A 21,752-nucleotide genomic window follows, 5' to 3' on the forward strand; every position below is an offset into this window, starting at 1 on the left:
AATGGCACGAGAAGAGTTCCCCGGCTGGCATGGCACCACCATCATCGGCGTAAAGAAGGCAGGCGAGGTGGTCATAGCAGGCGATGGGCAGGTTTCTCTGGGTCAGACCGTCATCAAGGGCACCGCGCGAAAAGTGCGCCGACTGAGCCCGGGTGGATTTGACGTCGTAGCCGGATTTGCCGGGTCTACGGCGGATGCCTTCACTTTGCTGGAACGGTTGGAAACCAAACTCGAAGCCACGCCAGGCCAATTGGCCCGCGCCAGTGTTGAATTGGCCAAAGATTGGCGCACTGACAAATACCTCCAAAAGCTGGAAGCAATGCTGATTGTGTCTGATGGCAAGGATATCTTTGTGATAACGGGTGCTGGCGATGTGCTGGAACCCGAACATGACGTTGCCGCGATCGGGTCAGGCGGGAATTATGCATTAGCCGCCGCGCGCGGGTTGATGGACAGTGACCGTTCCGCCGAAGATGTCGCGCGCGATGCCATGGCAATTGCCGCGGATATTTGCGTTTATACCAATGGCAATCTGACCGTGGAAAAGATCACCGCATGATTGGCCAGGACGATCTGCGCGCCTCCGTCAGCGCCGGGATCGTGACCGAGGCGCAGGCCGCCGCCCTGATGAGCCTTGCGCACAGTCGCAGCGGTGCCCGCGAAAACCTGGACCCCGGAGATGAACCTTTTGAGCTGTTCAAGGGGTTCAATGAAATCTTCATTGTCGTAGGCATGGTTATTCTTGCCATGGGGTGGGTCGGCGTTGTGACGTTTGCTGTGACAAATGATCCTTTGAATCTGAAGAATACACTTATTTTCTCCAGCCTTTTTGCAGCCGCCGCACTCTGGGCTCTGTCTGAGTATTTCATTCGCCGCCGCCGCATGGTGGCGCCCGCCATCGCGCTTGCGGTGATGTTTGCAATCAATGCCGCCTATGGATTCGCGGGTGCCTTTTCAGAACTTTTCATGGTCGCGCAGGGCGATAACAGCAGCTTGCCAATACCCTTCGCTCTCGCGACCCTTATCCTCTTTGTCTATTGGTTTCGCTTCCGTGTACCATTTGTTTTGGCGCTCATCGCGCTTGCGGCATTTGGCGTTGCCATCCTGATTGCTGCCAACAGCAGCGGATCACCGGGATCGACAGAGGAGCTTTTCCTTTTGTCGGCTGGAGGTCCCTTCGCATGGATCACACTTGCTCTTGGGCTAATCGTGTTCGGCGTCGCCATGATGTTTGACATGTCCGATCCGCACCGTGTCACCCGACGCTCCGCCAACGGGTTCTGGCTGCATGTTGTCGCTGCGCCCGCTTTGGTCAACACCATCGCACTTTCCTTGCTGGATAGTGATCAGGATTGGTCCAATTCCTTGCTGGTGGCCGTTCTGACCCTGTTTGCTTTGGTCGCGATCATCATTGATCGACGATCCTTTCTGATCGCTGCAATCGGCTACACCGTGATTCTGACAGCGACGATTTTCGATGGGGATGGCGCCGTGTTTACCGTCTTCTTCCTTGGCATCGTTTTACTTTTCCTAGGTGCGCGCTGGGAACACATCCGCGCCCGCCTTCTGGCAATGATGCCCCGGTTCATCCCGCTGCACAAATTGCCGCCCTCCCATGTTACAAAGGCTACTTCATGACCGACCTGACCCCCCGCGAAATTGTCTCCGAGCTTGACCGGTTCATCATTGGCCAGAAAGATGCCAAACGCGCGGTTGCGGTAGCCCTGCGCAATCGCTGGCGGCGTAAACAGCTCAGTGATGACTTGCGCGATGAGGTCTACCCAAAAAACATCCTGATGATCGGACCCACAGGTGTTGGCAAAACCGAGATCAGCCGACGTCTGGCGAAACTGGCGCGCGCACCATTCCTGAAAGTCGAAGCTACCAAATTTACGGAAGTCGGTTATGTCGGCCGTGATGTGGAGCAGATCATCCGCGACCTCGTGGACAGCGCCATTGCCATGACCCGCGATCATATGCGCGAAGACGTCAAGACCAACGCACGCCATGCCGCCGAAGAGCGTGTAATTGATGCGATTGCTGGTGCAGATGCCCGCGAAGGCACACGCGACATGTTTCGCAAAAAGCTCAAGGCCGGCGAGCTGGATGACGAAATGATTGATCTGGAGGTCGCCGATACCTCCAATCCGTTTCCAACAATGGATATTCCAGGCCAGCAGGGCGGTATGGGCATGATGAATCTCGGCGATCTGTTCGGCAAAGCGCTCGGAGGGCGCACAACCAGAAAAAGGCTGTCAGTTTCAGAAAGCTATGATGTGCTGATCTCCGAAGAGGCGGACAAGCTGCTGGATGATGAAACTGTCACCCGCGCCGCCATTGATGCGGTGGAGCAAAACGGCATCGTTTTTCTGGACGAGATCGACAAGGTTTGCGCACGATCAGATGCGCGCGGCGGGGATGTGAGCCGCGAAGGGGTGCAGCGCGATTTACTGCCGCTGATCGAAGGCACCACGGTCAGCACCAAACACGGGCCAGTCAAAACAGACCACGTGCTATTCATTGCATCAGGCGCTTTTCACATCGCAAAACCGTCGGATTTATTGCCGGAGCTTCAGGGCCGCCTGCCGATCCGCGTGGAGTTGCGGGCCCTCACCGAAGAGGATTTCGTCCGTATTCTGACAGAAACCGACAACGCGCTGACCCTGCAATACACCGCCTTGATGGGTACCGAGAAAGTCACCGTCAGTTTTGAACCCGATGGCATCGCCGCCCTCGCAAAGATCGCAGCAGACGTCAATCAATCGGTGGAAAACATCGGTGCCCGGCGCTTGTACACGGTCATGGAACGGGTGTTTGAAGAACTGTCCTTCGATGCGCCGGATCAGGCGGGCATAGAGGTGGTCGTGAATGCAGAGTTTGTTGAGAAAAACCTCGGTGAATTGACGCGTTCCACAGATATCAGCCGTTACGTGCTTTAAGGCTTTCAATCCAGCCACACGCCTGTAACACCGGGCACATGGGATATCTTCGCTTCCTGATCGAAAACCGGCTGTTTCTGATCGCCGGGTTTTTGCTCACCTTTACCTCGTCCTTCGGGCAGACCTATTTCATTTCGCTCTTCGCGGGTGAAATCAAGACAGCGTTTGCACTCAGCGATGGCGGCTGGGGTGGTGTCTATACGGTTGGTACAACGCTGTCAGCAGTCGCAATGATATGGGCTGGCGCGCTGACGGATAGATTTCGTGTCAAACAGCTGTCGCTTGGTGTCATGGTTTTACTCGCGGCTTCCTGCGTCGCGATGGCCGCAGTTCATCATTGGCTGTTGCTGATCCTTGTGGTTCTTGCGCTGCGCCTGACCGGGCAGGGGATGATGTCACAACTTGGCGCAGTCGCGATGTCGCGCTGGTTTGTGGCCACCCGTGGACGTGCGATTTCCATCTCCTCAATGGGTTTCGCCGCAGGTCAGGCTTTACTGCCCATCGCCGCAGTAGCATTGCTTGCGGTTTTTGACTGGCGGTTTCTTTGGGTTCTGGCAGCGGTTTGCGTCCTTGCTTTCATTCCGATCATGCAATTCCTGCTGCGACAGGAACGCACACCGCAATCGATGGCCGATAGCACCCAGCGTTTTGGCATGGGCGCAAAACACTGGACTCGCCAGGAGCTATTGAGGCATCCGTTGTTTTACATTCTGATACCTCTGATCCTTGGTCCCGCCGCTTTTGGAACGGCACTGTTTTTTCATCAGGTCCATTTGACGGAAATCAAGGGTTGGACCCTCGCGTCCTATGTTGCGCTGATGCCGATCTACACGGTGGCGGCGATTGCTTTTACCTTTGTCACAGGGTGGGCCATCGATCGCTTTGGCGTGAAATGGATCGTTCCGTTTCAGCTGCTTCCCTTTGGGTTATCCTTTCTGGTGCTGGCCTCTGCCGATACCATTTTTGCGGCCGGTACCGGACTGGTGATCTTTGGCATCGGACAAGGAATACAAGGCCCGGCAATTACTGCATTCTGGGCTGTTTTTTACGGCACAAAACACCTGGGCGCGATCAAGGCGGCGGCGGCCGCTCTTATGGTCTTTGGCTCTGCGATTGGACCCGGCCTGACAGGCGCGCTAATTGATATTGGAATTGATTTTCCTGATCAAATGTTTCCAATCGCTTTCTTCTATTTCCTGGGCGCGGGTCTCGCCAGTCTGGGCATCCTGCGCTACCAACGTGACCTGCCTAGCGACGCCGCCTGAGATAGACGTAGTAGGCTCCGCCACCCCCATGGCTAATATGTGCTTCGCTTACTTGCATCACAGCAGATGCCAAGGGCGGTGCGCTCAGCCATTGTGGCACCTGATGGCGCAACACGCCAAACCGGACGGGGATGGGCCCCCCTTCGTTCCGGTTTTTACCTTTTCCCGTAATGACCAGAACGAGGCGCTTGCCAGAACCACTCGCGCTCAGAATGAATTTGCTTAACGCCGAATGCGCGCGATCCAGTGTCATGCCGTGCAAATCTATACGGCCTTCCGGCTTGATCTTGCCCCGGTTCATTTTGCCAAAGGTCTTGCGGTCCATTTGAACCGGCGCGTGGCGCAATTGATCCGGCAAAGAGGGAGCGAGATTTATGGTGTTTTTGCGGGGCTGAGGTTTTGGTGGAAAACCTTCGTTCAACTTTGTGAAGTCAACTTTTTGCCTCAAATTGGCTGGTCCCGCAGATTGCGGGGCGTAGGCTTCCGGATCAAATGTGCTGCGATTGCTCAGAGCTTCGGTTCGCTCTGTCACCTTGCGCCAAAGGGCCACTTCGTCCTCGGACAAGTTTCGCCGTTTCACAGCGCATCCTCGGGCGCCATTGCATAAGCGCGCTGGATTGGCAGCAGTAGAATCATGCGCCCGGGATCTTTCAGCTTTCCGGCTGCGCGGCCTGCCTCGTCGCCGGTCCCAAAGAAAATGTCGGCGCGCTGCGCGCCCTTGATGGCGGATCCTGTATCCTGTGCCATCATCAATCGACGAAGCGGGTTTGCGCCATCCTTTTCAATCCAGACCGGCGCGCCCAACGGCGTATAAGCGGGATCCACTGCAATCGTACGCATTTCAGTAACGGATCGGTTCATCGCCCCGAGCGGGCCCAGATGAGCCGGGACTTCACTCACTTCGCGGAAAAAGACATAGGATGGATTGTGAAACAGCAACTCGCGCCCCTCGACAGGGTTGCGCCGTACCCAGTTTTTGATGACTTCGGCGCTGACCTGATGGCTCTCATAGGTCCCACGGCGCACCAATTCCGCCCCAATCGAACGATATGTATGGCCATTCGCACCAGCATATCCAACGCGCAGTTTTTTTCCGTTCGGAAGGTTCACTCGCCCCGAACCTTGAATCTGTAAAAAGAAAAGCTCAACTGGATCATCGACCCAGGCTATTTCCAATCCACGACCTTCCAGAACACCGCCATCCAAAATCTGGCGACGCGAATACCACAACTCCGTGCTTTTGGCCTCCGCCGGCATTGCGTGAATCGGATATTTGAACCGGGTGGTTTTATACCGCGAACCGGTAAGTTCTGGTTCAAAATACCCGGTAAACAACATCGGGTTGCCATCTTCGATCAGGACGGGGCGAAACAGCAGCTCAAAAAACGCCTTGGGATCTGGTTTGGAGGTCGCATAGGCGCACACAGCGCGCCAATCCGGGTCGTCCATGTCCAGACAGGTGTTTTGAAAAACGTCAAAGGCGGCCGCGTGGTCATCTTTGTGCCACCCGTCCAAGTCCTCAAAGGAAAGTACTTTTACTTGCGTGTCGGCTCCTGCAGGGCTGATCATACTGAGCGCCCCCGCCAGAACCGCCACCACAACGCCCGGTTTCATGCGTCCGTGGAAACCAGCAACCAATTCGGGTCATCCGACCCCATATCACGCGCGAAGGTCCATGTATCTTTCTGACGTTTCAACTCGGTTGTGCTGCCGTCTACGATCTCACCCTCGCTGTCACGTACGGCAGAAGTCAGTTCCGCAACAAACCGAATGGTCAATTCGGCTTCCTGGGTGTCGTCATCGAATGTCGCATCCATCAGTTTCAGTTCACTTACGCCGATGAAGTTTGCCTCAACTGTCAGGCCCTGATCTTCGCGCGCGGCAATGCCGTCAACAAACGATTCATAGATATCTTCGGCTAGAAAGGGCTGGATTTCGGATAGCTCGCCGCTCTCGTATCCCATCACAATCATTTCATACGCACCGCGCGCACCGCCCAGAAAATCGGTCACGCTGAAGGAAGGTTCCACACGTTTCATAGAGGCCAGCGCTGTTGCCGCGTCGCTGTTTTCATCCACGTGATCCACGATATCGAGATCCGGCCCACCTTCGATTACTTCAAAATCGTGCTTTTTCTCATTTTGGCTGGGCGGTAATTTGGCGGGAGGCCCTTCGAACCCATCCCGCGTTCCCAGCACGTTTTTCAGACGTAGAATCAGAAAAACAGCAATGCCGGCCAGCACCAAAAGCTGTATCAGGGGCGAATTCATAGGAACCTCATATGGGGTAAATCATGGAAACAGGTGTATAGTACTCTTATGTAGGTGTCAGATGGGCTCAAGTCCACTGCAGGCTCGACGAAAGGAAGTACCAAAATGTGGCTATTTATCGCTTTTCTTGCGGTACCACTGATTGAAATAGCGTTATTTATCCAGATTGGTGGCGCAATCGGCTTGGGCTGGACGCTGTTTACTGTGGTTTTGACCGCAATCATCGGAACGTGGTTGGTGCGGAATCAGGGCCTGATGGCGATGAATCAGGTCAAATCATCCTTTTCGGACCTGCGTGATCCTACCGAACCTCTGGCCCATGGTGCGATGATCCTTTTTTCCGGTGCTTTGCTGCTAACGCCAGGCTTTTTTACAGATGCCGTTGGGTTTTTACTGCTTGTGCCCGGCTTTAGGACGGCGGTGTACAAAGCCATCCGCGCGCGGGTCAACATACAGTCCTTTGAGGCCGGCCCAAGACAACCCAGGCAGAGCGGCGATGTCATTGATGGTGAGTTTTCGGAGGTCAAGCAGGAGCATAATGAAAACAAGGGCCCTTCAAAGTGGTCAGACCATTGAGTACCCAAACCCAAACTGTTAAGGCTCGCGCGATTTAATTTTGCTCATAAGGGAGGCACTGATGGCCGAAGCCGAAGCACAACCACAAGGGCCGCAAATGCGTGTCCTCGGACAATTTATTCGTGATATGTCTTTTGAAAACATCATGGCCCAGAAAGGCGCGCCGGCTGATGTAACGCCCGATGTGCAGGTTCAGGTCAATCTGGATGCGAAAAAGCGCAGCGCAGACAACCAGTATGAAACGTCGATCAAGCTGAATGTGACATCCAAAGCGAAAGACGGCGATACGACGCTGTTTGTTCTCGAAATAGACTATGCCGGTATTTTCCACATCGACAACGTTCCCGAGGATCAGCTGCACCCGTTCTTGTTGATCGAATGCCCACGGATGATCTTTCCATTCCTGCGACGCGTGGTCAGTGACATAACACGTGATGGCGGCTTCCCGCCCCTCAATCTGGAGAACATCGACTTCCTGTCGCTCTACCGCAATGAGCTGGCCCGTCGCCAGACCGAAGAAGCACCACGCGCGGACGCGTGACCCTCAGGATTTAAGCCACAATGCGCCGTCGCCCAGCTTTGCCACAAATTCGGCATGGGCGGCGGCCTCTTTTTGCGTGATGCGTGATTTTAGTGGTGTGGCGCGCGGGCGCGGCGTCCATTCCTGCCCATCGGCTCCGTTTTTGTTCTGGGATTTCATGGAAAGCCCGAAATTCGGCTGTCGACCCCCGATCAGCTCTAAATAGACTTCAGCCAGAATTTCACTGTCCAACAGCGCGCCGTGCAAGGTGCGCGATGCATTGTCGATATTGAAACGTCGGCACAAAGCGTCGAGAGACGCAGGCGAACCGGGAAACCTTTTTCGTGCCATGTCGAGCGTGTCGATCGCTTGCTCCCAGGGGATCTGCGGCAGCCCCATCCATTTAAGTTCCGCGTTCAGGAATTTGATATCAAAGGATGCGTTGTGAATGACCAGTTTCGCATCGCCAATGAAGTCCAGAAACGCTTGCCCCACTTGCGCGAATTTTGGTTTGTCACGCAGGAAATCATCCCCCAGACCATGCACCTGAAACGCCTCTTCCGGCATGGCACGTTCGGGGTTGATATATTGATGATACGTCTTTCCCGTGGCCATATGCCCCATCAGTTCAACGGCGCCAATCTCGACGATCCGGTCCCCCGATTGAGGGTCAAAACCCGTTGTTTCCGTATCAAGCACAACTTCACGCATCGCGAATTCTCTCTTTGACCTGCCTGATCACATTCTGAACCTGAGCGCGCGCATGTTCAACCGTGTCCGTCGTGATGACAAAATCAGACCGCGCACATTTTTCATCATTCGACATCTGTTTCGCGCGGATCTGTTCAAAGGCTTCTCGCGACATTGTGCCCCGAGCCAGAACGCGCTTTTCCTGCTCTTCAGCGGAGACTGTAACGCACGCGACGGCGTCCATTGCGGCCTGACCGTCCGTTTCAAACAACAGCGGAATATCCAGAACGGCAATGTCCGAAAAAGCCGAGGCCAGAAACGCTTCACGGTCTCGCGCGACAAGAGGATGCACAATTTTTTCAATTCTTGCCAATGCATCACTTTGAGTCTGCACGATGCGACGCAGGTCCGTACGTGATACCTTCCCTGCATGAACAGCGTCGGGGAAGGCATCACCAATCGGCCCGACGGCTGCGCCCCCCTTGGCGTAAAGGCGCTCGACAGCCGCATCAGCATCCCAGACCGTGCAGCCTTCATCAGCAAACATTTGGGCGGTCGTCGATTTCCCCATGCCGATCGTCCCGGTCAAGCCCAACTTGAACATCAGCCCAATACAGCCACGCGGGTTTCATCATCTACTTCCGGACGCGGTCCAAACCAACGCTCAAACCCTGGCACCGCCTGATGTAATAGCATTCCAAGCCCATCAACGGTGACGCATCCTTTTTCCTCGGCAATGCGCAGCAGCTGCGTTTTCAACGGTGTGTAGACCAGATCTGTGACGACTGTTGATTGCTTCAACCCGTCCAGAGGAACGCGCAACTCTGGCTTACCCACCATGCCGAGCGACGTCGTATTCACAACCAGACTGGCATCTTCCAACATATTTCCAGCCTGTACCCATTCTATGACTTGCACCCGATTTCCAAAATCGGATTTTAACTTATCCGCACGCGCACGGGTTCTGTTGGATAGTAGAATTTCTGGAACCCCTGACTCCAATAAAGAGGCAATCACCGCACGGGACGCACCGCCCGCTCCAAGCACTACTGCCGCACCCTCCGCGGGTCGCCAGTCTGGCGCTCCTGCCTTCAGGTTTTCCAGGAAACCATACCCATCCGTATTGTCAGCGTGAATTGTTCCGTCCTTGCGAAAAATGAGGGTATTGGCCGCACCTATCAAAGTTGCGCGATCCGTGATCAGGTCCGCAATGCCCAGCACAGCCTCTTTATGCGGGATCGTTATATTGACGCCGACGAACCCTGCCTTGGGCAATGTCATTAAAACATCGCGCAGATCACGCGCCGCGACATCCATCGGGACATAGAAACCTTTAACGCCATATTTTTTTAGCCAGTGGCGGTGAACCTGCGGGGACCTTGAGTGGGCAATCGGGGACCCGATAACGCCGGCCAAAGGGATGGTCGCAACGGGTTTTGACGTATCGGTCATCTTTCAAGGTCTCCGCGCAAAGTCAGATAGGCGAGAAGTTCCAATAAAGGTAAACCGAGGATATTGAAATAATCGCCATCAATTCGTGTGAACAACCGCACACCTTCTTCTTCGATCTTATAGGCACCGACAGAATCGCGGATGCTGTCCCAGTTCCGCGTCACATAGTCCTTGATGTAAGCATCTGTAGCATCACGCATTCTCAGGCGAACCTGCCCGATATGACGCCAGATTGGCTTGCCATCCTCGCAGATCACGGCGGCCGACAAAAGACTATGACGGTCATTTCGAAGCTGACACAACTGGGTCTCGGCCATCTCTGGCGTTTCGGGTTTTGAAAACAGCTTCCCACCATGATCCAACACCTGATCACACCCAAGTACGAGTGCACCGGGATGTTTTTCACTGATCTTGCGCGCCTTTATTTCCGCCAGCGTGTCGGCCACGTCGCGCGGGGGTGCAGCCTCTGCCAACAAAGCATCGCGCACCATGTCTTCATCGACGCGGGCCGGATCAACCGAAAACGAAACGCAAGACTGCCGTAGCAATTTCGCTCTGATTTCGGAGCCAGAGGCCAAAATAAGCTGTTGCGGCATGTGTATAACCCTGTGAGCGGAGTTAAGGATTTCTTAATATGTTCTTCTGGGCAAAACCGCAGCCTCACGCAAGAGGAAGATTGATTGTGCTGAAAACGACCTTTTTCAAAAATACTACCTATGCGGACAATGATAAGTAGGGTGCTGTGTATAAGGGCATTTTTTCCATTTTACCCACAGATTTACACAAAATCCTGTTTGGATTTTTACTTTTTAACTATTTGATTTTGATATATTTTAAATTAGTCTACAGGGAGTGTTTTGAAAATCTGACAGTTTTTTCCCCATCAGAATAACTGATCTGACAAAACCTTAATCCACAGAAGTCTTGCGCCCTACTAAATCATCCTCCTTTTATCTTTCTTTATATATTTATAAGAGAGCGAGATGGATCGGAGAGAAAGATGACGGACATACTTGTGCTTGGATATCCCTGGATCAAGGCATTCCATATCATGTCGGTCATTGCTTGGATGGCGGGTTTGTTTTATCTCCCCAGACTTTACGTTTACCATGTTGAACAAGTTGGGCAAAGCGGCGATACACATGTTCTCTTCCAGACCATGGAAGTGAAATTACTTCGTGTCATCATGAACCCTGCAATGATTGCAACATGGGTATTCGGCTTGTGTCTGGTTTTCACACCAGGTGTGGTAGACTGGTCAGACATCTGGCCCTGGACAAAAGCGGCGGGTGTTTTGGCAATGACCACTTTTCACCATTGGCTGGGTTTGCGCCGCAAGGATTTCCTGAACGGGGCAAACAGATTTACCGGTCGTCAGTACAGGATGATGAATGAGGTTCCGACATTACTTATGGTGTTGATCGTTTTGTCTGTCGTTGTTCGGTTCTGAAGGAATTGACTCCGAGCTAGCCGCGGCTTAAACAGCGCTCATCACCCCGTCCGGGGATGAAGCAGACGTAAAATTCTACTCTCACAATTCAGCGGGCGTTACAGCCGTCGCTGAACACAGGTATTTCCATGACATCTGACATGACCGACACACCCTCCGTACCGGAGACGCTTGAGACCCTGAACCTCGCAGATCTCAAACGTAAAAGCCCCAAAGATCTTTTGTCGATGGCAGAAGATCTTGAGATCGAGAACGCTTCCACCATGCGTAAAGGTGAAATGATGTTCCAGATCCTGCGCGAGCGGGCGGACGAAGGATGGGAGATATACGGCGATGGGGTGCTGGAAGTGCTCCAGGACGGATTCGGTTTCCTGCGTTCGCCGGAAGCCAATTACCTTCCTGGCCCGGATGACATCTATGTGTCACCCGAGATGATCCGCAAACACTCCCTGCGAACGGGTGATACCATCGAAGGGGTGATCAAGGCACCTGATGACAACGAGCGCTATTTTGCCCTGATCAATGTGACAAAGATCAATTTTGAAGAGCCCGAAAAAGCACGTCACAAGGTTGCTTTTGAAAACCTGACTCCGCTCTATCCTGATGAGCGCATGACGATGGAAGTCGAGGACCCGACGGTCAAGGATCGCTCCTCGCGGATCATTGACCTTGTGGCACCCATTGGTAAAGGTCAGCGGTCTTTGATTGTAGCGCCTCCGAGGACGGGTAAAACAGTCCTGTTGCAGAATATCGCAAATTCAATCGAGAAAAATCATCCGGAATGCTATTTGATTGTATTGCTTATCGACGAGCGTCCGGAAGAAGTTACGGATATGCAACGGTCGGTGAAGGGAGAGGTTGTCTCTTCGACTTTTGATGAGCCAGCAACACGGCACGTGGCGGTTTCCGATATGGTGATCGAAAAAGCGAAACGCCTGGTCGAACACAAGAGGGATGTCGTAATCCTTCTCGATTCCATTACCCGTCTTGGTCGCGCATTCAACACGGTTGTGCCGTCCTCGGGTAAGGTTCTGACGGGTGGTGTGGATGCCAATGCGCTTCAACGCCCCAAACGCTTCTTTGGTGCCGCGCGTAACATCGAAGAAGGCGGGTCACTGACGATTATTGCAACTGCGCTAATCGACACGGGCAGCCGTATGGATGAAGTTATCTTTGAAGAGTTCAAAGGTACGGGTAATTCGGAAATTGTACTTGACCGGAAGATCGCGGATAAACGTGTTTTCCCAGCGATGGATATATTGAAATCAGGAACTCGCAAAGAAGATCTGCTGGTTGATAAAATTGATCTCCAGAAGACCTTTGTCTTGCGCCGTATTCTGAACCCGATGGGGACCACCGATGCCATTGAATTCCTGATCTCCAAGCTTAAACAAACAAAGACAAATTCGGACTTCTTCGACTCTATGAATACGTAACTTATTGTTTAAAAACAGTGGGTTAAATAAATGGATACGATTTTTGCACTGGCGTCTGCTCAAGGTAAAGCCGGGGTTTCTGTTATTCGTGTTTCCGGGCCTAAAGCCTGGGCGTCGGCCGAGCTGCTGTGTGGAAGGTTACCTGATCCACGTGTCGCAGCGGTAAGGACACTGGCGGATTCTGATGGCAATCTTCTCGATCACGCCCTTGTAGTATGTTTTCAAGCGCCCAAAAGTTTTACGGGCGAAGATGTGGTTGAATTGCACGTTCACGGCAGCCTGTCGGTCGTGCGCGCCGTATTGGCTAATCTTTCAAAGCAGGCTGAAGTGCGTATGGCAGATCCGGGAGAATTCACTCGGAGAGCTTTAGAAAACGAAAAGCTGGACCTTGTTCAAGTCGAGGGTATGGCCGATCTGATTGACGCGGAAACTGAAGCGCAACGGCAGCAGGCTGTTCGCGTATTGTCTGGATTATTGGGACATCGCGTGGAAGGGTGGCGCAAAAAGCTGATCAGAGCGGCAGCCCTGCTGGAAGCTACGATAGATTTCGTGGATGAAGATGTACCTTTAGATGTCAGCCCAGAGGTGATTTCCTTACTGGATGTAGTAACCGGTGATATTTCAGATGAAATAGCTGGAACTTTTGTCGCGGAGCGTATTCGGACTGGGTTTGAGGTTGCGATTGTCGGTCCTCCTAATGCTGGCAAGTCAACGCTCTTAAATCGTTTGGCGGGGCGAGAGGCTGCAATCACGTCAGAAATTGCAGGAACGACGCGTGACGTAATTGAGGTCCGAATGGACCTGAAGGGACTGCCGGTTACTTTTCTTGATACTGCGGGATTGAGATTAACTGATGATCAGGTCGAAAGCATTGGTGTTTCCCGAGCAGTAAAGCGCGCAAAAGAGGCGGACTTACGCGTCTTCCTGGTTGGGCCGGATGAGAAATTAATCCTGTCTCCCTTGGATAATGATATTGTATTACTGCCAAAAATGGATGTTAGCGATCCTACAAAACGTGGAGTTTCTGGTCAGACAGGAGCCGGTGTGGCTGAAATGTTGTCTGTAGTAGAAGATGTATTGTCGGAAAGATCGGCTAAAGTAGGCGTGGCAACCCATGAGCGGCATCGTATTACAATGCAGGATGCGTTCGAAGGACTAAATATTGCTAAGAAAGTCGTTGGCGAGGGGCCAGACCGTTATGATATAGCGGCGGAGGAATTGCGGGCTTCGATTCGACAGTTGGAAACGCTGGTGGGGCGGGTTGATGTAGAAAACCTGCTGGATGAAATCTTTTCAAGTTTTTGTCTTGGAAAATAGTGGAGTGTTTCACGTGAAACATTTTGATGTTCTTGTAATAGGCGGCGGTCATGCCGGCGTTGAGGCGGCGCATGCGTCTGCACGACTAGGCGCTTCCACTGGCCTCGTGACACTGTCTGAAGCTGGAATAGGGGTTATGTCTTGCAATCCGGCGATTGGCGGACTTGGTAAAGGGCATTTGGTTCGGGAAATTGATGCTTTGGATGGCGTCATGGGGCGGGTTGCAGATAAAGCTGGTATTCAATTTCGACTTTTGAACCGTCGTAAAGGTCCTGCGGTTCAAGGACCCCGTGCTCAATCTGATCGTCAAATCTACCGGTCAGAGATACTGGCTGAAACCAGAAGCCAAAAAGATCTAACTGTAGTGTTGGGGGAAGTTGTCGATTTTCTGATGTCTGGGGACGGCGTTTGCGGAGTGGTGCTGAAAGACGGGAGCGAGATCAAAGCGTCTTGTGTTGTTCTAACTACAGGCACCTTTTTGCGCGGTGTCATTCACATCGGTGATGACTCCTATTCGGGGGGACGCATGGGTGACAAGGCGTCAATAAGACTGGCTGAGCGCATTGATTCCTTTGATTTACCTCTGGGTCGGTTAAAAACAGGCACGCCGCCCCGACTTGATGGTACAACTATTAATTGGGATGTTCTGGAAAAACAGCCTGGCGATGAAAATCCAACGTTCTTTTCATTCATGTCTTCTGAAGTCGATGCGAAGCAGATTTCGTGTGGTATCACACACACAAATAACCAGACTCACGACATTATTCGGAAGAATCTGGATCTGTCGGCGATGTATGGTGGTCGGATAGACGGAATTGGCCCGCGCTACTGCCCCTCAATCGAAGACAAGGTTGTTCGGTTTGAAGATAAGGACTCGCACCTCATTTTCCTGGAGCCTGAAAGCCATTCAAACACAACAGTTTACCCAAACGGTATATCAACCTCCTTGCCTGAAGTGGTGCAAAAACAATACGTAAACTCCATTTTCGGGCTGGAGAGGGCCGCTATTCTCCAGCCTGGGTATGCGATTGAGTATGATTATGTAGATCCCCGGGTGTTGGATGCTGGCTTGGCTTTGCCAAAGGTGCCCGGTTTGTATCTGGCTGGTCAGATCAACGGAACAACCGGGTATGAAGAGGCGGCTGCGCAGGGGATGGTCGCGGGGTTGAATGCGGCTCTCGCGGTGCAGGGCAAAGATCCGGTTCATTTTTCGCGCTCCAATAGTTATATCGGTGTCATGGTGGATGATCTCACGACCCGCGGGGTTACGGAGCCTTATCGTATGTTTACGTCTCGGGCAGAGTTTCGGCTGTCACTGCGTGCCGATAATGCGGATCAACGGCTTACGCCCATGGGAATTGAGCTCGGATGCGTTGGTAACCAACGACGCACCCTTTTTCTAGAGAAAGCTGGAAAACTCGAAGATGCGCGGCATATTCTGCAGAAAAATTCTTATACGCCCGCGGAGGCTGCGCGGGTCGGAATAAGCATCAACCAAGACGGCGCTCGCCGGACAGCAATCCAGTTACTGTCTTTTCCGGAGGTTTCGTTTTCGGACATCAAGCCTCTCAACTTAGAACTTGCTTCAATCGATGCTGATATTGCCGAGCAAATGAAGCGGGAGGCGATCTACGCTAATTACTTGCAGCGACAACAACGGGATATTGAGTCGCTGCAAAAGGATGAAGAACTAAAAATACCAATGGTTTTTCAATATGATGATCTGGATGGTCTTTCGAACGAACTCAAAGCAAAATTAAAAGTAGCGCGTCCGGCTAGTTTGGCGCAAATGTCCCGTATTGACGGTATGACGCCAGCAGCATTGACCTTGGTGATGGTGAAGCTTCGACAAGAACAACGAAAGAAGTCAGCGTGATTTTGTCAGATTTGGATGTTTCACGTGAAACATTGGGGCGACTAGAGCACTATCAGCTGCTCATAGAAAAGTGGAACCCGACGATTAATCTGATATCTAAATCTAGTATAAGACATCTATGGGATAGGCATATATGGGATTCTGCCCAAATCTACAGGTATGCAGGCGAGCGTCCGAATTGGATGGACATCGGAAGCGGGGGCGGACTTCCCGGCGTAGTTGTCGCAATTTTGGCTAAGCAAGGGGATCCTCAACGCCATGTTACCATGGTGGAAAGCGATGTTCGCAAATCTGTATTTCTGAAAACCGTTATTCGTGAGCTGGACTTACCGGCTTCTGTAGTTGTGGGTCGTATCGAGAAAATCGCTCCTGCAGATTGCGACATACTGACGGCGCGCGCACTCGCGGATTTGCATCAATTATTGCACTTTGTTGACCGGCACTTGAAACCATCTGGTCGCGCGATTTTCCTTAAAGGTGAGTCTTGGGAAGAAGAAGTGGCCGCGGCCCGAAAAGCATGGTCTTTTGATCTTAGGATCCATAAAAGCATAACAAACCCAAAAGCCGCTATTTTAGAGGTAAAGGATATTCAGGTTGCCTGACTTATCGCGCCCGGAAGGACCGAAAATAATATCGGTCGCAAATCAAAAGGGAGGAGTTGGTAAAACGACAACAACCATTAACCTTGCCGCGGCACTCGCAGAAGCTGGCAAAAAGGTTCTAGTGGTTGATCTTGATCCGCAGGGCAATGCATCCACAGGCTTGGGTATCGACACGGAAGACCGCGCTTTAACGACATATGACTTGCTCTTGGATGATATCGATCTTGCAGAAATCGTTTTACCAACTGTAGCACCGGGGCTTTTCATCATTCCAGCGACTGTTGATCTGAGTTCAGCGGATATCGAATTGATTTCAAATGAAAAACGCAGTTTTCTTTTGCATGATGCGCTACGTCAAACGGCGATGGATGCGTTCGGCTTTGACTATATTTTGATCGATTGCCCACCTTCGCTTAATCTTTTAACGGTGAATGCAATGATTGCGTCACATTCTATCCTTGTGCCGTTGCAAAGCGAGTTTTTTGCTTTGGAAGGGCTGTCGCAGTTAATGTTAACAATCCGTGAAGTGAGGCAGAGTGGCAATAAGGACCTGCGTATCGAAGGTGTTGTCTTAACAATGTATGACCAGCGCAACAATTTGTCTTTGCAGGTCGAACAGGATGCCCGCGACAATTTGGGCGAGTTGGTCTTTGAGACCAGAATTCCAAGGAATGTTCGGGTCAGTGAGGCGCCTTCTTTTGCTATGCCAGTTCTAAGTTATGACACGGCATCCAAGGGCGCCCGGGCGTATCGGGCGTTGGCGCAGGAAGTACTTTTCAGAAATACCGAAATCGAGACATAAGGGGGCCGAAATGGCAGGTGGAGCAGATCGCAAACGTGGCCTAGGACGTGGCCTATCCGCATTGATGTCTGACGTGGCGGAGACCGAACGAGTCACCAGCGCGGGACCGTCGACAGCGGAACGATTGATACCCATTGAGCAAATATCGCCAAACCCTGACCAGCCGCGAAAGCGGTTTGAAGAAGGGCAACTTGAAGATCTCGCGGCGTCTATCAAGGAAAAGGGCATCATTCAGCCGTTGATTGTTCGCGCCTTGCATAGCGGGCGATACGAAATTGTGGCAGGTGAGCGACGTTGGCGCGCGGCCCAAATGGCGAAACTACACGAAATTCCTGCTGTTATCCGGTCATTCACGGATGTTGAAGTGCTCGAAGTGGCCATCATCGAAAACATCCAGCGAGCGGATTTAAACCCGATCGAGGAGGCGGTGGGTTACCGCCAACTGATGGATCGCTTCGGGCATACACAGGAGAAAATGGCTGAAGCTCTGGGGAAAAGTCGAAGTCATATTGCCAATCTTCTGCGGCTTTTGAATCTCCCTGACGAGGTGGTTGAGATGGTGCGGCAAGGTGACCTCACCGCTGGACACGCCCGTGCTTTGATTACCGCAAATGACCCGCTGGAGATTGCGCGTCAGATCATCAAGAGCGGGCTTTCTGTCCGCGCGGTTGAGGCATTGGTGAAAAAACAGCTCGCGTCGGAAACTGGCAGGATTTCGGAAGGTGCGAAGATATCAAAAACAGAGGTCAAAGATGCGGATACAAAGGCATTGGAGGGCGATCTGTCCGCTGCCTTAGGGATGAAAGTTGTTCTTGATCATAAGCCGGGTAAAGAGTCAGGCCAGATGGTTCTTCACTACAAAACCCTTGAAGAGCTTGACGAACTTTGCCGCGTTTTGAGTGGAAATTAGTCTTCGAGGAGTTTTCCGACTACGGCATTTAAAATTATAACACCTTGATTTAAAACAGATAATTGTGTGTCTTGGACGCTTATCATCCCAAGTTCTTGCAATTCGTCCATTTTGGTCCGGCACAATGGCTTGCCTGCCAATGCCTCGTACCTTGAAAGGTTCACGCCTTCCTTAAGGCGAAGGCCCATAAGTAAAAACTCACTGGCTTGATCGGGTTTGGTAAGACTAGTCCGGGCACGCTCTGTTGCGCCATCAGGCGCCGCATCCAGCCAGCGTTTGGGGTTCGAATAACACTCTGTTGCAACCCGCGCGCCCTTAAGCGTCAAACGACCATGTGCGCCAGGGCCAATTCCTATGTAATCGCCATAACGCCAATAAATCAGATTGTGGCGGGACTGCGCACCATCCCGTGCGTGATTTGATACCTCATAGGCTGGCAGCCCGTATTGATCGCAGACATCCTGCGTCAACGTAAACAAATCGGCCCCTAGATCTTCATCAGGCAAGCCGCTTAACTTCCCAGCATTATACCGATCCCCGAAAGCGGTCCCCTGTTCAATCGTCAATTGGTAAAGGGAGAGGTGATCGAGTTGCAACGATAACGCCTGCTCCAATTCCTGCCGCCATGTTTCAAGAGTTTGCCCCTGACGCGCATAGATAAGGTCAAAACTGACCCGGTCAAATGTCTTGCGGGCAATCTCAAATGCGCGCATCGCCTCATCCGCTGTATGCAGACGCCCCAGACGTTGCAGGTCGGAATCACTTAGCGCTTGAATGCCCATAGAGATCCGGTTGATGCCACCATCCCGGAATGCCCGGAAACGCCCGACTTCGACAGAACTCGGATTCGCTTCCAGCGTGATTTCCAGATCGTTGGCGCAGGGCCAGTTTTTCCGTATTCGCTCAATGATTTGCGCGACCGTGTCCGGGTCCATCAGACTCGGTGTACCGCCACCAAAAAATAAAGAATGCAGCACGCGCCCTGGTGTTTCACCGGCGGCGCGATCCAATTCTTTCAGATAAGCGTTACACCATTCCTGCTGATCAATAGACCGCGACACGTGGCTGTTGAAATCGCAATAAGGGCATTTGGCTTCACAGAATGGCCAGTGCAGATAAAGACCAAACCCACCCTGTTCCCAGTCTTCAGCCAAAGCAACCTGCAATCAATTTGCCAAAAGCATCCGCGCGATGACTAATGCGGTTTTTCTCACTGGGTTCCATTTCCGCGAAAGTTTCATCATACCCATCGGGCTGAAACATCGGATCATATCCATGACCAACCTGGCCGCGAATAGGCCAGACCAATGTTCCGTTCACAGCACCCTCAAAAACCTCGTCATGACCATCCGGCCATGCCAGCACCAGTGTTGCTCGAAACCTTGCCCGGCGTGGATGTCCGGCGTGTTTAGCTTCAAGCATATTGTGGGTCTTTGTCATAGCCATGATGAAATCGCGACCATCCGGAGTTTCTGCCCAATCCGCCGTCAAGACCCCGGGCTGGTTATCAAGTGCCTCAACTTCTATGCCTGAATCGTCGGCCAAAGCGGGCAATCCGGTCGCGTCCACAGCTGCACGGGCTTTGATGCGTGCATTCCCGACGAAAGTTGTTTCGGTCTCTTCTGGTTCCGCCAGATTCAGGGACGCTGCACCGACCACGGCCACACCAAATGGCGCGAACAATTGTTCCATTTCTTCGAGCTTGCCCGCGTTATGGGTCGCGATCAGGATTTGTTTGGCGTCAAACCGTCTGCTCATGCGGTGGCTGCTTTCTGGGCTGCTGCCAGTTCGGACACACCTTTTTCAGCCAGATCCATCAGGGCGTTCATTTGGTCACGGGAAAAGACGGACCCTTCGGCGCTCATCTGAATTTCAATCAGTTGATGTGATCCGGTCATGATGAAATTGCCATCCACGCCTGCCTCGGAATCCTCAGGATAATCAAGATCAAGAACCGGCTGTCCGGCGTAAATACCACAGCTTATCGCCGCGACCGGATCTGGCATCGGATCACTCGTCACGTCTCCCGTCTTGATCAGTTTGTTGACCGCCAGGCGTAAGGCGACCCAACCCCCGGTGATCGACGCACAGCGTGTACCGCCGTCCGCCTGCAAAACATCACAGTCTACTGTGATCTGGCGTTCGCCCAAGGCCACACGATCCACACCGGCCCGCAAAGAACGCCCGATCAAGCGTTGGATTTCAACGGTACGCCCACCCTGTTTTCCAGAGGCTGCTTCACGCCGCATTCTTGTATTTGTGGCGCGGGGCAGCATGCCATATTCAGCAGTGACCCAGCCAAGGCCCGATCCTTTTATAAACGGTGGAACGCGATCCTCGATGGTGGCAGTGCAAAGTACATGCGTGTCACCCATCTTGATCAGGGCACACCCTTCGGCATGTTTCGTGAAATCCGTTTCGATCGAAACAGTTCGCATTTCATCAAGGGCTCGATTTGAAGGGCGCATGAGGTATCCTTTACTATATACTCTCCGATACCTTTCCCACGTACTTGGATGCAACCCCGATTGAATTCTGTTCCTCTTATGCTTTTATGCAACCTCAGTTAGGATGCCACTATGAAAGAAACGCCAAATATTCTGGGAGAGATGAACGACCGCTCGCGTGAGGTGTTTCGCCGCGTTGTCGAAGGGTATCTTGCGGATGGGGCGCCTGTTGGATCGCGTACGCTGACTCGCGATTTCAGCGAAAAAGTCAGCGCCGCCACAATTCGAAATGTGATGCAGGACCTGGAATACCTTGGTTTGCTGGACAGCCCCCACATCAGTGCCGGGCGGATACCGACCCAACAAGGGCTTCGCATGTTTGTTGATGGTTTGTTGGAAATCGGCAATCCTGATGAGACCGACCGCGAAAAAATCGACGCGACACTGGGATCCGACGAGCAGGACGTGAGCGGTCTGTTGGATCGCGTTGGCTCGGCGCTGTCGGGTGTGACACATGGGGCGTCATTGGTTTTGACCCCAAAACGCGAAGCGCCCATCAAACACATCGAGTTTGTGTCTCTGTCTCCTGACCGCGCGTTGGTCGTTTTGGTGTTTGCCGATGGTCACGTCGAAAACCGCTTGTTCACACCACCACCCGGACAAACACCGAGTTCCATGCGGGAGGCGGCGAATTTCCTGAACGCATTAATCGAAGGCAAAACTCTGGGCGAATTGCAAAGCACAATTCAGACCGAAATCAGCTCCCGCCGGCAGGAAATCGATTCGCTTGCTCAGGCATTGGTGAAAAGTGGCTTGGCGGTGTGGGAAGGTGAGGGGGATCAGATAGAGCGGCTGATTGTGCGCGGCCGGTCGAATCTGTTGACCGAAGATGGCGAATCCGAAGATCTCGACCGCATTAGAAGCTTATTTGACGACCTTGAACGCAAGCGTGACATAGCCGAATTCCTCGAACTGGCCGAAGGCGGCGACGGTGTGCGCATTTTTATTGGTTCTGAGAACAAACTTTTTTCACTTTCGGGTTCCTCTCTGGTGGTTTCCCCATATATGAACGCTGATCGTAAGGTTATTGGTGCTGTTGGTGTCATTGGTCCGACGAGACTGAATTATGGACGCATTGTGCCAATTGTGAATTATACGGCGCAGCTGGTTGGAAAGCTGATCTCAGACCGGAGCTAGAGG

24 protein-coding genes are annotated in these 21,752 nt (G+C 52.5%); 14 read left to right on the forward strand and 10 right to left on the reverse strand.

Features of this window, described 5'->3' with window-relative positions; genetic code table 11:
• The first annotated feature begins 1 nt into the window (after position 1).
• Genes hslV through R8G34_12490 form a run of 4 tightly spaced genes read left to right on the forward strand, consistent with a single transcriptional unit; the run spans position 2 to position 4,204 of the window.
• Positions 2-559: an ATP-dependent protease subunit HslV gene (gene hslV / locus R8G34_12475; protein ID MDW3223678.1), complete on the forward strand. Its 558-nt coding sequence runs from the start codon at positions 2-4 to the stop codon at positions 557-559.
• Positions 556-1,638 (forward strand): hypothetical protein, encoded by a 1,083-nt coding sequence (locus tag R8G34_12480; GenBank protein ID MDW3223679.1) that lies wholly within the window; start codon positions 556-558, stop codon positions 1,636-1,638. The genes hslV and R8G34_12480 overlap by 4 nt, the downstream gene beginning before the upstream one ends.
• A complete protein-coding gene (gene hslU / locus R8G34_12485) occupies positions 1,635-2,939 on the forward strand; it encodes an ATP-dependent protease ATPase subunit HslU (protein MDW3223680.1) in 1,305 nt (434 codons plus the stop codon). Before R8G34_12480 ends, hslU begins: the two co-directional genes overlap by 4 nt.
• Positions 2,940-2,977: 38 nt before the next feature.
• A complete protein-coding gene (locus tag R8G34_12490; GenBank protein ID MDW3223681.1) occupies positions 2,978-4,204 on the forward strand; it encodes an MFS transporter in 1,227 nt (408 codons plus the stop codon).
• Here R8G34_12490 and R8G34_12495 read toward each other — a convergent pair.
• The 3 genes from R8G34_12495 to R8G34_12505 are packed head-to-tail and all read right to left on the reverse strand — an operon-like array spanning position 4,188 to position 6,474.
• Positions 4,188-4,784 (reverse strand): Smr/MutS family protein, encoded by a 597-nt coding sequence (locus tag R8G34_12495; GenBank protein MDW3223682.1) that lies wholly within the window; start codon positions 4,782-4,784, stop codon positions 4,188-4,190. The genes R8G34_12490 and R8G34_12495 overlap by 17 nt on opposite strands.
• On the reverse strand, positions 4,781-5,818 hold the full coding sequence (locus tag R8G34_12500) for an MltA domain-containing protein (GenBank protein ID MDW3223683.1): 1,038 nt from the start codon (positions 5,816-5,818) through the stop codon (positions 4,781-4,783). Before R8G34_12500 ends, R8G34_12495 begins: the two co-directional genes overlap by 4 nt.
• Entirely contained in the window at positions 5,815-6,474 is a 660-nt protein-coding gene (locus tag R8G34_12505) for a Tim44/TimA family putative adaptor protein (GenBank protein MDW3223684.1), read from the reverse strand. The genes R8G34_12500 and R8G34_12505 overlap by 4 nt, the downstream gene beginning before the upstream one ends.
• Positions 6,475-6,579: 105 nt before the next feature.
• On the opposite strand from R8G34_12505, the gene R8G34_12510 reads away from it, so the two are divergent.
• Both R8G34_12510 and secB read left to right on the forward strand, forming a co-directional pair.
• The gene (locus R8G34_12510) at positions 6,580-7,050 is read left to right on the forward strand and encodes an FxsA family protein (GenBank protein MDW3223685.1); all 471 of its coding nucleotides are present in this window, start codon (positions 6,580-6,582) and stop codon (positions 7,048-7,050) included.
• Between the two features lie 61 nt (positions 7,051-7,111).
• Positions 7,112-7,591, forward strand: coding sequence for a protein-export chaperone SecB (secB, locus tag R8G34_12515; GenBank protein ID MDW3223686.1), 480 nt, complete (start codon positions 7,112-7,114; stop codon positions 7,589-7,591).
• A gap of 3 nt (positions 7,592-7,594) precedes the next feature.
• On the opposite strand, the gene dnaQ is transcribed toward secB, so the two are convergent.
• The 4 genes from dnaQ to R8G34_12535 are packed head-to-tail and all read right to left on the reverse strand — an operon-like array spanning position 7,595 to position 10,308.
• Positions 7,595-8,281: a DNA polymerase III subunit epsilon gene (dnaQ, locus tag R8G34_12520; protein ID MDW3223687.1), complete on the reverse strand. Its 687-nt coding sequence runs from the start codon at positions 8,279-8,281 to the stop codon at positions 7,595-7,597.
• A complete protein-coding gene (coaE, locus tag R8G34_12525; protein MDW3223688.1) occupies positions 8,274-8,867 on the reverse strand; it encodes a dephospho-CoA kinase in 594 nt (197 codons plus the stop codon). The genes dnaQ and coaE overlap by 8 nt, the downstream gene beginning before the upstream one ends.
• Positions 8,864-9,712, reverse strand: a complete 849-nt coding sequence (locus R8G34_12530; protein ID MDW3223689.1) for a shikimate dehydrogenase — start codon at positions 9,710-9,712, stop codon at positions 8,864-8,866. The genes coaE and R8G34_12530 overlap by 4 nt, the downstream gene beginning before the upstream one ends.
• A complete protein-coding gene (locus R8G34_12535; GenBank protein MDW3223690.1) occupies positions 9,709-10,308 on the reverse strand; it encodes a Maf family protein in 600 nt (199 codons plus the stop codon). Before R8G34_12535 ends, R8G34_12530 begins: the two co-directional genes overlap by 4 nt.
• Positions 10,309-10,712: 404 nt before the next feature.
• Here R8G34_12535 and hemJ point away from each other — a divergent pair, with 404 nt between their 5' ends.
• The 7 genes from hemJ (at position 10,713) to R8G34_12570 (ending at position 18,105) form a co-directional block, all read left to right on the forward strand.
• Positions 10,713-11,162, forward strand: a complete 450-nt coding sequence (gene hemJ, locus R8G34_12540) for a protoporphyrinogen oxidase HemJ (GenBank protein ID MDW3223691.1) — start codon at positions 10,713-10,715, stop codon at positions 11,160-11,162.
• Positions 11,163-11,302: 140 nt separating this feature from the next.
• Positions 11,303-12,598 (forward strand): transcription termination factor Rho, encoded by a 1,296-nt coding sequence (gene rho, locus R8G34_12545; protein MDW3223692.1) that lies wholly within the window; start codon positions 11,303-11,305, stop codon positions 12,596-12,598.
• Between the two features lie 30 nt (positions 12,599-12,628).
• Complete coding sequence (mnmE, locus tag R8G34_12550) at positions 12,629-13,915, forward strand: tRNA uridine-5-carboxymethylaminomethyl(34) synthesis GTPase MnmE (GenBank protein ID MDW3223693.1); 1,287 nt, start codon at positions 12,629-12,631, stop codon at positions 13,913-13,915.
• A 4-nt stretch (positions 13,916-13,919) separates the two neighbouring features.
• Positions 13,920-15,791 (forward strand): tRNA uridine-5-carboxymethylaminomethyl(34) synthesis enzyme MnmG, encoded by a 1,872-nt coding sequence (gene mnmG / locus R8G34_12555; protein MDW3223694.1) that lies wholly within the window; start codon positions 13,920-13,922, stop codon positions 15,789-15,791.
• On the forward strand, positions 15,788-16,393 hold the full coding sequence (rsmG, locus tag R8G34_12560; protein MDW3223695.1) for a 16S rRNA (guanine(527)-N(7))-methyltransferase RsmG: 606 nt from the start codon (positions 15,788-15,790) through the stop codon (positions 16,391-16,393). Before mnmG ends, rsmG begins: the two co-directional genes overlap by 4 nt.
• Positions 16,386-17,195, forward strand: coding sequence for a ParA family protein (locus R8G34_12565; GenBank protein ID MDW3223696.1), 810 nt, complete (start codon positions 16,386-16,388; stop codon positions 17,193-17,195). Before rsmG ends, R8G34_12565 begins: the two co-directional genes overlap by 8 nt.
• Positions 17,196-17,205: 10 nt before the next feature.
• Positions 17,206-18,105, forward strand: coding sequence for a ParB/RepB/Spo0J family partition protein (locus R8G34_12570; protein ID MDW3223697.1), 900 nt, complete (start codon positions 17,206-17,208; stop codon positions 18,103-18,105).
• On the opposite strand, the gene hemW is transcribed toward R8G34_12570, so the two are convergent.
• From hemW to rph, 3 genes are read right to left on the reverse strand one after another with little or no spacing between them, the layout of a single operon-like run.
• A complete protein-coding gene (hemW, locus tag R8G34_12575; protein ID MDW3223698.1) occupies positions 18,102-19,259 on the reverse strand; it encodes a radical SAM family heme chaperone HemW in 1,158 nt (385 codons plus the stop codon). The two genes, R8G34_12570 and hemW, sit on opposite strands and share 4 nt — an antisense overlap.
• Positions 19,252-19,863, reverse strand: coding sequence for an RdgB/HAM1 family non-canonical purine NTP pyrophosphatase (gene rdgB, locus R8G34_12580; protein MDW3223699.1), 612 nt, complete (start codon positions 19,861-19,863; stop codon positions 19,252-19,254). Before rdgB ends, hemW begins: the two co-directional genes overlap by 8 nt.
• On the reverse strand, positions 19,860-20,573 hold the full coding sequence (gene rph, locus R8G34_12585) for a ribonuclease PH (protein MDW3223700.1): 714 nt from the start codon (positions 20,571-20,573) through the stop codon (positions 19,860-19,862). Before rph ends, rdgB begins: the two co-directional genes overlap by 4 nt.
• Positions 20,574-20,684: 111 nt before the next feature.
• On the opposite strand from rph, the gene hrcA reads away from it, so the two are divergent.
• Positions 20,685-21,749, forward strand: coding sequence for a heat-inducible transcriptional repressor HrcA (gene hrcA / locus R8G34_12590; protein MDW3223701.1), 1,065 nt, complete (start codon positions 20,685-20,687; stop codon positions 21,747-21,749).
• Positions 21,750-21,752: the final 3 nt, after the last annotated feature.

It is taken from the genome of Paracoccaceae bacterium, assembly GCA_033344815.1.
Classification (GTDB): Bacteria; Pseudomonadota; Alphaproteobacteria; order Rhodobacterales; family Rhodobacteraceae; genus Roseobacter.